This is a genomic window from Pantoea sp. ME81 (assembly GCF_903970985.1).
Classification (GTDB): Bacteria; Pseudomonadota; Gammaproteobacteria; order Enterobacterales; family Enterobacteriaceae; genus Pantoea; species Pantoea communis.
This window is the reverse complement of the sequence record NZ_CAJCKS010000178.1, coordinates 1-9,687: the sequence shown is the minus strand read 5'-3', so window position 1 is coordinate 9,687 and position 9,687 is coordinate 1. Positions and strand designations below refer to the sequence as shown.

Sequence of the window (9,687 nt, the reverse complement as noted above, 5' to 3'; positions counted from 1 at the left end):
GCTGGCGGAACTGATCATCGACGGCATCAAGACCAACGTCGAGCTGCAGATGAAAATCATGTCCGACGAACATTTCCAGCAGGGTGGCACCAACATCCACTATCTGGAGAAAAAACTCGGCCTGCTCGAGAAGTAATTGCAGCGCAGAGCAAACAAAGGCCGGTTAATCCGGCCTTTTTCATTTTTGTTACCGTTGAGGTTGCATAATGGATTGGCGTTTTTTACAAGCGAACAAAGAGGCGCGCTGGGCATTTTATCTGACGCTGGCGTACCTCGCCGTCTGGGGCCTAAGTGCCTGGCTAGGCGGCAATGAGAGCGGCATCACCGGATTACCGCACTGGTTTGAGCTCTCCTGCATTTTCGCCCCGCTGCTATTTATCGTCCTTTGCTGGGTGATGGTTCGCCTGTTGTATCGCGACATGTCGCTTGAGGATCAAGATGGACAGTGAAATCATTCTGCCGCTATTAGCCTATCTGGTCTTGATCGCCGGTTTATCGGTGTTTGCGATGCGCAAACACCGTCAGGGCAATTTCCTCACCGAATACTTCCTCGGCAGCCGTTCGATGGGTGGCTTTGTGCTGGCCATGACGATTACCTCCACCTACATCAGTGCCAGTTCGTTTATTGGCGGGCCGGGTGCTGCCTATAAATATGGTCTTGGCTGGGTATTGCTGGCGATGATTCAGGTGCCGGCGGTGTGGCTCTCGCTCGGTGTATTAGGAAAGAAATTCGCCATTCTCGCGCGCCGCTATAACGCTGTGACGCTGAATGACATGCTATATGGCCGCTATGGCAGCACACTGCTGATTTGGCTCTCCAGTATTAGCTTATTAGTGGCTTTTGTTGGCGCAATGACCGTACAGTTTATTGGTGGTGCACGCCTGCTGGAAACCGCTGCGGGTATTCCTTACGACACCGGCTTATTAATTTTTGGTGGCACCATCGCGCTGTATACCGCGTTTGGCGGCTTCCGTGCCAGCGTACTCAACGATGCAATGCAAGGCCTGGTAATGCTGGTCGGCACCTTCCTGCTGCTGTTTGCCATTATCCATCAGGCGGGTGGACTCGAAACGGCCGTGACGAAACTGCGCACCATCGATCCCCAACTCGTGTCGCCGGAAGGTGTTGGTAACGTCATTAATCCGACATTCCTGAGTTCTTTCGCCGTGCTGGTCTGCTTTGGCGTGATTGGTTTGCCGCATACTGCGGTGCGCTGTATCTCCTATAAAGACAGTAAAGCCATGCATCGCGGCATCATTCTGGGCACCATTGTCGTGGTGATTCTGATGCTCGGCATGCATCTGGCGGGGGCGTTAGGTCGTGCCATTCTGCCGGATCTCACTGTTCCGGATCGCGTGATCCCGACGCTGATGATCACCGTGTTGCCGCCAATGGCAGCCGGCGTGTTTCTCGCTGCACCGATGGCAGCAATCATGTCAACGATTAACGCGCAGCTGCTGCAATCCTCCGCTACGCTGATCAAGGATCTCTATTTGCGTATTGCGCCACAGCACAGCGAGAATGAATCGCGCCTGCGTATGCTATCCGGCACTATCACTTTCGTGCTGGGCATATTGCTGTTACTGGCGGCGTGGAATCCACCGGATATGATTATCTGGCTCAATCTGCTGGCCTTTGGCGGACTGGAAGCCGTGTTCCTCTGGCCGCTGGTATTGGGACTGTATTGGGAGCGCGCTAATTCGACAGGTGCTATCAGCGGCATGGTTGTCGGCGCGGCTTGCTATACCTTACTCGCCAGCCTGAAAATTGAACTATGGGGCTTTCACCCTATCGTTCCCTCATTGACCTTAAGCCTGCTGGCCTTCGTGGTGGGTAATTTGTTTGGCAGCACGCCTGAAGCGCGTCACGCTGCGGTGAAATAAAGAGAAACGCTATGCCTTGGATTCAAATCAAAATTAACAGTACCGGCGAAAATGCCGAGCCGCTGAGCGATGCGCTGATGGACGTGGGCGCCGTCTCGGTGACGTTTCAGGATACCCATGACAACCCGGTTTACGAACCGCTGCCGGGTGAAACACGCTTATGGGGCGATACGGATGTGATTGGTCTGTTCGACGCCGAAACCGAGATGGACGATGTGGTGGCCGAACTGAGTCAACATCCACTGCTGGGATCGCATTTCCATCACAAGATCGAGCAGATCGAGGATAAAGACTGGGAACGTGAATGGATGGATAACTTCCACCCGATGCGTTTTGGTGAACGTTTGTGGATCTGCCCGAGCTGGCGGGACGTGCCGGATCCGAATGCCGTCAACGTGATGCTGGATCCGGGCCTGGCGTTTGGAACCGGCACCCACCCGACCACTTCGCTCTGTCTCACCTGGCTTGATGGACTTGATCTGCAAGGCAAAACTGTGATCGATTTTGGCTGTGGATCCGGCATTCTCGCTATAGCCGCTCTTAAACTGGGCGCGTCGCAGGCTATCGGGATTGATATTGATCCGCAGGCTATTCAGGCCAGCCGTGACAATGCGGAGCGCAATGGCGTTTCTGATCGTCTGTCGCTCTATCTACCGCATCAACAGCCGGAGAACCTGCAAGCGGATGTGGTTGTCGCCAATATCCTCGCAGGCCCGCTACGTGAGCTGGCGCCGCTGATTAGCGTATTGCCAAAAGCGGGCGGACATCTGGGATTGTCGGGCGTATTAGCCAGCCAGGCTGAAGGGGTGTGCGAAGCCTACGTTGAGCGCTTCGTACTTGATCCGGTGGCTGAAAAAGAGGAGTGGTGCCGTATTACCGGTGTGCGCCGCTGAGTTTGATCACCGGCTGGCTTCGCTGGCCGGTTTGCTGTTTGGCCATCAGACAGTGAAAGCAACTCACCCTCTGCATATCAGCCGCAAATCTGCTACCTGAAAGCAATCAAATTAGTACATTTAATAATCATATCGCCGTCATTTCTCTGGCTAATTACCGGATGTGGCGGTTTTTATGTCGTGATTTTGGGCATGTTTTAAGAAAAACTTTTGCTCACAATTTCAGCATAATTTTTTAATATACTGAATTATATAGATTATTAGTTGTAGCATTGCTGTTAAGGCCGAATTCCTCGCAGTTTAACGGTGAATTGTTCAAAGTTTGGCCTTTCATCTTCGTTAAAAAATGCGTAATATACGCCGCCTTGCGAACAGTTAGGGTCACTTCTTTTTCATGCGCATTGGACACCATCAGCTACGTAATCGACTCATCGCTGCACCTATGGCTGGCGTTACCGACAAGCCATTTCGCACCTTGTGTTACGAGAACGGCGCGGGTATGACTGTCTCCGAGATGCTGTCATCAAACCCAGAAGTTTGGGCCAGTGATAAATCCCGGTTGCGTATGGTGCATAGTGACGAGCCTGGAATCCGTGCCGTGCAAATTGCCGGTTGCGATCCTGATGAGATGGCTGCAGCCGCGCGCATTAATGTGGCGTCTGGTGCGCAGGTCATTGATATCAACATGGGCTGCCCGGCTAAGAAAGTGAATCGTAAGATGGCTGGCTCAGCACTGCTGCAGCATCCGTCACTGGTGGAGTCCATCCTCCGTGCGGTAGTGAATGCAGTTGATGTACCGGTTACGCTGAAGATTCGCACCGGCTGGGACAAAGAAAATCGTAATTGTGTAGAGATTGCCCAATTGGCTGAACGCTGTGGCATTCAGGCTCTCACCATTCATGGCCGCACGCGCGCCTGTTTGTTTGAGGGGCACGCTGAATACGACAGCATTCGGACAGTTAAGCAGAGCGTTTCCATTCCGATTATCGCGAATGGTGACATTACTGACCCGCACAAAGCCAGAGCGGTGCTCGACTATACCGGAGCCGATGCTCTTATGGTTGGACGCGCTGCTCAGGGAAGACCGTGGATCTTCCGGGAAATCCAGCATTATCTGGACACAGGGGAGCTGCTGGCACCGAAGCCGCTGGCTGAAGTGAAGCAAATGCTGATTGGACATATACGGGAACTGCACGACTTTTATGGTCAGCGCAAGGGATACCGTATTGCTCGTAAACACGTTTCCTGGTATTTGCAGGAAAGTGCTCCTGATGACCAGTTTCGGCGCACATTCAACGCCATAGAGGATGCCAGCGAACAGCTGGAGGCGTTGGAGGCATACTTCGAAAATCTTGCGTAAACGAAATAAAGAGCTGAAAGAACTATGTTCGAACAACGCGTAAATTCTGATGTACTGACCGTTTCTACCGTTAACTCACAGGATCAGGTGACGCAAAAGCCACTTCGTGATTCGGTAAAACAGGCACTGAAGAACTATTTTGCTCAACTGAATGGTCAGGATGTAAGTGATCTGTATGAGCTGGTATTGGCTGAAGTTGAGCAGCCTCTGTTGGACATGGTGATGCAGTACACCCGTGGCAACCAGACCCGTGCAGCTCTGATGATGGGTATCAACCGTGGTACCCTGCGTAAGAAGCTGAAAAAATACGGCATGAACTAATTGTTCTTTGCTGCGCTAACGCCAACCCTCGGGTTGGCGTTTTTGTTTGTGCCTCACCCATAGTTTCCCTGCGTTAGCAACGGATGAAACAATTGTCGCGGATATGGTAACGATAGTTGCAATTGCATCCGTGATATTTCGTCTCTCTTACCGCACGTCTTTTGCCCCTTTTTAGCGCCTGCTTTGTGCGTCATAACGCCCGCCATGCCGCTTTCCCAGTGATCCTGCACTGTTTCTACCGTAACCCTGCAAACGCATACATTTTATCCTGAGTGATGGCTCACACTGCTTCCACATAGTGAAACTATTTGCACTATTTGTGATCGCGTCGTCTCGTCATGCAGCCTTTTGGTGCGCGATAGTAGCCAAAATTTCTGGATGCGTCCTTTTATTAAAAGATCTTTCCAGTGAATTCAGGATTCTGCAAACCTGGCATTACCTTTGCAGAGTCGTGGATGGCTAACCGCCACAGCCAGAAAAAAGCGCACATTAAAGTGCGTGCAAACATAACAACACACGATCTCGCCACACAGGATGCTTTATGAAAAAGATGATGCTTTCCACCCTGGTCGCTGCAGCCTCGCTGTTCGCCGTTACTCAACAAGCGCACGCAGGCACCACGCTGGATGCCATTAAAAAGAAAGGTTTCGTACAGTGCGGTATCAGCGATGGCCTGCCAGGCTTCTCCTACGCTGATGCCAGCGGCAAATTTACTGGAATCGACGTGGATGTTTGCCGCGCTGCTGCGGCTGCGGTATTTGGTGATGCAAGCAAGGTGAAATACACCCCGCTGACGGCTAAAGAGCGTTTCACTGCGCTCCAGTCTGGTGAAGTGGATATCTTGTCTCGTAATACCACCTGGACCTCTTCGCGCGATGGTGGCATGGGCTTCTTGTTCGCTGGTGTGAACTACTATGACGGCATCGGCTTCCTGACCCATAAGAAAGCGGGCCTGAAAAGCGCCAAAGAGCTGGATGGTGCCACCGTATGTATTCAGGCCGGTACCGATACCGAGCTGAACGTGGCTGACTACTTCAAAGCCAACAAAATGCAGTACACGCCAGTGACCTTCGACCGTTCTGATGAGTCAGCGAAAGCACTCGACAGTGGCCGCTGCGATACCCTCTCTTCCGACCAGTCTCAGCTGTATGCACTGCGTGTGAAACTCGGCAAACCAGATGATTTCATCGTGCTGCCAGAAGTGATCTCTAAAGAGCCGCTGGGTCCTGTGGTACGTCGTGGTGATGACGACTGGTTCACCATCGTTAAATGGTCTCTTTACGCCATGCTGAACGCAGAAGAGATGGGCGTGAGCTCTAAGAATGTTGATCAGATGGCGGCCAAACCCACCACCCCGGATATGGCTCACCTGTTGGGTGCAGAAGGTGACTTCGGTAAAGACCTGAAACTTGATAATAAATGGGCTTACAACATCATCAAACAGGTCGGTAACTATCAGGAAGTGTTCGATCGCAACGTGGGTAAAGACAGCGCACTGAAAATCGCGCGTGGCCAGAATGCACTCTGGAACCAGGGCGGCATCCAGTACGCTCCACCAGTACGCTAAGTCTGTTCTGCCAGTCGGGCACCGCACCCTGCGGTGCCCAAGCGTTTTCTTCACTGAGGTTTCAACATGTCACAACGCCCAACCGTAAAGAGGGATTTTTCGTTTGGTAATCCTACGGTTCGCGCCTGGCTTTACCAGATCATCGCGATTGTGGCGGTGCTTGCTGTGGTGGGATATCTGGTCCACAACACAGTAATCAACCTGGCCAACCGCGGCATCACTTCCGGTTTCGGATTTCTAGAGCGCAATGCCGGTTTCGGCATCGTCCAACACCTGATCGATTACACCGAAGGCGATACTTACGCGCGCGTGTTTATGGTGGGGTTGACCAATACCCTGCTGGTTTCCGCACTCTGCATTGTATTTGCCTCCATCCTGGGCTTCGCCGTGGGGCTCGCGCGTCTGTCTGAAAACTGGCTGCTGCGTAAACTCTCGACCATCTACATCGAGACGTTTCGTAATATCCCACCGCTGCTGCAGATCTTCTTCTGGTACTTTGCGGTGTTGCGTAACCTGCCAGGGCCACGTCAGGCACTCAATGCGTTTGATCTGGCGTTTGTCAGTAACCGCGGTTTGTATATTCCGTGGCCAGAGTATGCACCTGGCACCTGGCCATTCCTGATTGCGCTGGCACTGGCCATCCTCGGCAGCGTTGCACTTTTCCGCTTCAACCGTAAGCATCAATTAAAAACCGGCCAGTTACGCCGCACGTGGCCCGCCGCTGCAGGTTTGATTGTGCTGTTACCCCTGATTGCACACACATTGTTTGGTGCCGCAACGCATTGGGATGTACCAGAACTGCGCGGATTCAACTTCCGCGGCGGCTTTGTGATGATCCCGGAGCTGGCGGCGCTAACGGTGGCGCTTTCTGTGTATACCTCATCGTTCATTGCCGAAGTGATTCGCTCTGGGATTCAGTCGGTGCCGCACGGTCAGAATGAAGCAGCCCGCTCGCTGGGTCTGCCAAATCCTGTCACGATGCGTCAGGTCATCATCCCGCAGGCAATGCGCGTGATCATTCCACCGTTAACCAGTCAGTATCTCAACATCGTGAAGAACTCATCACTGGCAGCGGCCATTGGCTATCCCGATATGGTGTCATTGTTTGCCGGCACGGTGCTGAACCAAACTGGCCAGGCCATTGAAACTATTGCGATTACCATGGCGGTCTATCTGATCATCAGCCTGCTTATTTCACTGCTGATGAACCTTTACAACCGCAAAATTGCGCTAGTTGAGCGATAAGAGAACGGGATCATTATGTCTGTAACCACACACGATACATCGCCTGCACCCAGCAATCCGTTAGGGAAAGCCTGGCTGTGGGCGCGCAAAAATTTGTTCTCAAGCTGGCTGAATACCCTGCTCACGTTGTTCAGCTTTTGGATTATCTGGAGTGTGATTCCACCGGCGCTGGATTGGCTGATTTTCCAGGCCAACTGGATTGGCGAAACACGTGCAGACTGCACCAAAGCAGGTGCATGCTGGGTATTCATCCACGCACGTTTTGGCCAGTTTATGTATGGACTTTATCCGCACGAACTGCGCTGGCGCATTAATCTGGCCTTGGTGGTTGGCTTGGTGTCAATCATTCCCATGTTCATTAAGTCTATGCCACGCCGTGGTCGCTACATTGCCTGCTGGGCGGTGATCTATCCGATCATTGTTTGGCTGCTGATGTATGGCGGGTATCTGGGGCTGGATCGCGTGGAAACCCGCCAGTGGGGCGGTCTGACGCTGACGCTGATTATTGCCTCAATTGGCATCGCTGGTGCGCTGCCGTTGGGGATTCTGCTGGCGCTGGCTCGTCGTTCAAAAATGCCCGTGGTTCGCACCCTGTCAGTGATTTTCATTGAGTTCTGGCGTGGTGTGCCACTGATTACCGTGCTCTTTATGTCATCGGTAATGCTGCCGCTGTTTATGGCAGAGGGCACAACTATCGACAAGCTGGTACGTGCGCTGGTTGGGGTAATTCTCTTCCAGTCCGCTTATGTTGCAGAAGTGGTGCGTGGCGGCTTGCAAGCGCTGCCAAAAGGGCAAACTGAAGCGGCGGAATCACTGGCACTCGGCTACTGGAAAACGCAGATGCTGGTCATTCTGCCGCAGGCACTCAAGCTGACCATCCCCGGATTAGTGAATACCATCATCGCACTGTTTAAAGATACCAGCCTGGTGATCATCATCGGCCTCTTCGATCTCTTCAGTAGCGTGCAGCAAGCCACCGTTGACCCCACCTGGTTGGGCATGTCGACCGAAGGCTATGTATTTGCTGCCATGGTCTACTGGATTTTCTGTTTTAGCATGTCGCGCTATAGCCAGCATCTGGAGAAGCGCTTCCACACCGGGCGTAAATCGCACTGAGGTTTTACATGACACAAATTATGACTAATGCGGCTGACGCCATGATGATTACGCTCGAAAACGTGAATAAATGGTATGGTCAGTTCCATGTTCTCAAAGATATTAACTTGCTGGTAAAACCCCGCGAACGCATTGTTCTTTGTGGGCCTTCCGGATCCGGGAAATCAACGACTATTCGTTGCATCAATCATTTAGAAGAGCATCAACAAGGTCGTATCGTAGTAGATGGCATCCATCTTAACGATGATGTGCGCAATATTGAGCGTGTTCGTACCGAAGTCGGCATGGTATTCCAACATTTTAATTTGTTCCCGCATCTTACTGTGTTGCAAAACTGCACGTTGGCACCGATTTGGGTGCGCAAGATGCCGAAGAAAGAAGCGGAAGAGTTAGCGATGCACTATCTGCAACGCGTGCGTATCGCGGAACATGCCCATAAGTTTCCAGGGCAGTTGTCAGGAGGGCAGCAACAACGTGTGGCGATCGCGCGTTCACTGTGTATGAAACCGAAAATCATGCTGTTCGATGAACCGACCTCAGCACTCGATCCAGAAATGGTAAAAGAGGTTCTCGATACAATGATTGGTCTGGCAGAAGATGGTATGACGATGTTATGCGTGACGCATGAGATGGGCTTTGCGCGTACTGTGGCGGACCGGGTGATCTTTATGGATCGCGGAGAGATTGTTGAGGAAGCGCCGCCGCAGGAGTTCTTCGCGAATCCGAAATCAGAACGTACACGCGCCTTCCTTTCTCAAGTTATCCATTGATATTCAATGAGCTACTTAAGCCTCTGCGCAATCTGGCAGAGGTTTTTTTATGACCTTAATATTATTTCGCATTAACTCATTTCGACGTTTTTGGCAAATCTTGAGCCTGGTTGCGAATTTTAAACATACAAAAAAGCCCTGAACTTTCGTTCAGGGCTTCTGTGTTTGATGCCTGGCAGTTCCCTACTCTCGCATGGGGAGACCCCACACTACCATCGGCGCTACGGCGTTTCACTTCTGAGTTCGGCATGGGGTCAGGTGGGACCACCGCGCTAAAGCCGCCAGGCAAATTCTGTTATTTACCGAACTCACGCTTTAAAACTGGTGCTGATACCCAGAGTCGAACTGGGGACCTCACCCTTACCAAGGGTGCGCTCTACCAACTGAGCCATATCAGCACACTTTAATTTGATGCCTGGCAGTTCCCTACTCTCGCATGGGGAGGCCCCACACTACCATCGGCGCTACGGCGTTTCACTTCTGAGTTCGGCATGGGGTCAGGTGGGACCACCGCGCTAAAGCCGCCAGGCA

At 52.2% G+C, this 9,687-nt stretch carries 10 protein-coding genes, 1 tRNA gene and 2 rRNA genes; 10 read left to right on the top strand and 3 right to left on the bottom strand.

Annotated elements, in window-relative coordinates:
* The 10 genes from H7A81_RS27805 to H7A81_RS22680 form a co-directional block, all read left to right on the top strand.
* Positions 1 to 136: hypothetical protein (locus H7A81_RS27805; RefSeq protein WP_182058791.1), on the top strand; the 136-nt coding region annotated here is incomplete at its 5' end.
* Positions 137 to 206: 70 nt separating this feature from the next.
* Complete coding sequence (locus H7A81_RS22720) at positions 207 to 449, top strand: YhdT family protein (protein WP_034830168.1); 243 nt, start codon at positions 207 to 209, stop codon at positions 447 to 449.
* The gene (gene panF / locus H7A81_RS22715; protein ID WP_166936787.1) at positions 439 to 1,884 is read left to right on the top strand and encodes a sodium/pantothenate symporter; all 1,446 of its coding nucleotides are present in this window, start codon (positions 439 to 441) and stop codon (positions 1,882 to 1,884) included. Before H7A81_RS22720 ends, panF begins: the two co-directional genes overlap by 11 nt.
* A gap of 11 nt (positions 1,885 to 1,895) precedes the next feature.
* Positions 1,896 to 2,777 (top strand): 50S ribosomal protein L11 methyltransferase, encoded by an 882-nt coding sequence (prmA, locus tag H7A81_RS22710; RefSeq protein WP_166936785.1) that lies wholly within the window; start codon positions 1,896 to 1,898, stop codon positions 2,775 to 2,777.
* Positions 2,778 to 3,171: 394 nt separating this feature from the next.
* The gene (dusB, locus tag H7A81_RS22705) at positions 3,172 to 4,137 is read left to right on the top strand and encodes a tRNA dihydrouridine synthase DusB (protein ID WP_038644355.1); all 966 of its coding nucleotides are present in this window, start codon (positions 3,172 to 3,174) and stop codon (positions 4,135 to 4,137) included.
* 24 nt (positions 4,138 to 4,161) lie between these two features.
* The gene (fis, locus tag H7A81_RS22700) at positions 4,162 to 4,458 is read left to right on the top strand and encodes a DNA-binding transcriptional regulator Fis (RefSeq protein ID WP_003855228.1); all 297 of its coding nucleotides are present in this window, start codon (positions 4,162 to 4,164) and stop codon (positions 4,456 to 4,458) included.
* 541 nt (positions 4,459 to 4,999) lie between these two features.
* Positions 5,000 to 6,025 carry an amino acid ABC transporter substrate-binding protein gene (locus H7A81_RS22695; protein WP_034830184.1) on the top strand — a complete coding sequence of 342 codons (1,026 nt, stop codon included), beginning with the start codon at positions 5,000 to 5,002 and terminating at the stop codon, positions 6,023 to 6,025.
* A 66-nt stretch (positions 6,026 to 6,091) separates the two neighbouring features.
* The gene (locus H7A81_RS22690; RefSeq protein ID WP_034830186.1) at positions 6,092 to 7,270 is read left to right on the top strand and encodes an amino acid ABC transporter permease; all 1,179 of its coding nucleotides are present in this window, start codon (positions 6,092 to 6,094) and stop codon (positions 7,268 to 7,270) included.
* A gap of 15 nt (positions 7,271 to 7,285) precedes the next feature.
* A complete protein-coding gene (locus H7A81_RS22685) occupies positions 7,286 to 8,386 on the top strand; it encodes an amino acid ABC transporter permease (RefSeq protein ID WP_160869950.1) in 1,101 nt (366 codons plus the stop codon).
* A gap of 8 nt (positions 8,387 to 8,394) precedes the next feature.
* The gene (locus H7A81_RS22680; protein WP_034830190.1) at positions 8,395 to 9,156 is read left to right on the top strand and encodes an amino acid ABC transporter ATP-binding protein; all 762 of its coding nucleotides are present in this window, start codon (positions 8,395 to 8,397) and stop codon (positions 9,154 to 9,156) included.
* Positions 9,157 to 9,326: 170 nt separating this feature from the next.
* On the opposite strand, the gene rrf (H7A81_RS22675) is transcribed toward H7A81_RS22680, so the two are convergent.
* From rrf (H7A81_RS22675) to rrf (H7A81_RS22665), 3 genes are all read right to left on the bottom strand, one after another.
* Positions 9,327 to 9,442: ribosomal RNA gene (gene rrf, locus H7A81_RS22675) — 5S ribosomal RNA — on the bottom strand.
* Positions 9,443 to 9,478: 36 nt separating this feature from the next.
* Positions 9,479 to 9,554: transfer RNA gene (locus H7A81_RS22670), tRNA-Thr, on the bottom strand.
* Between the two features lie 15 nt (positions 9,555 to 9,569).
* Positions 9,570 to 9,685, bottom strand: a 5S ribosomal RNA gene (rrf, locus tag H7A81_RS22665).
* Positions 9,686 to 9,687 lie beyond the last annotated feature (2 nt).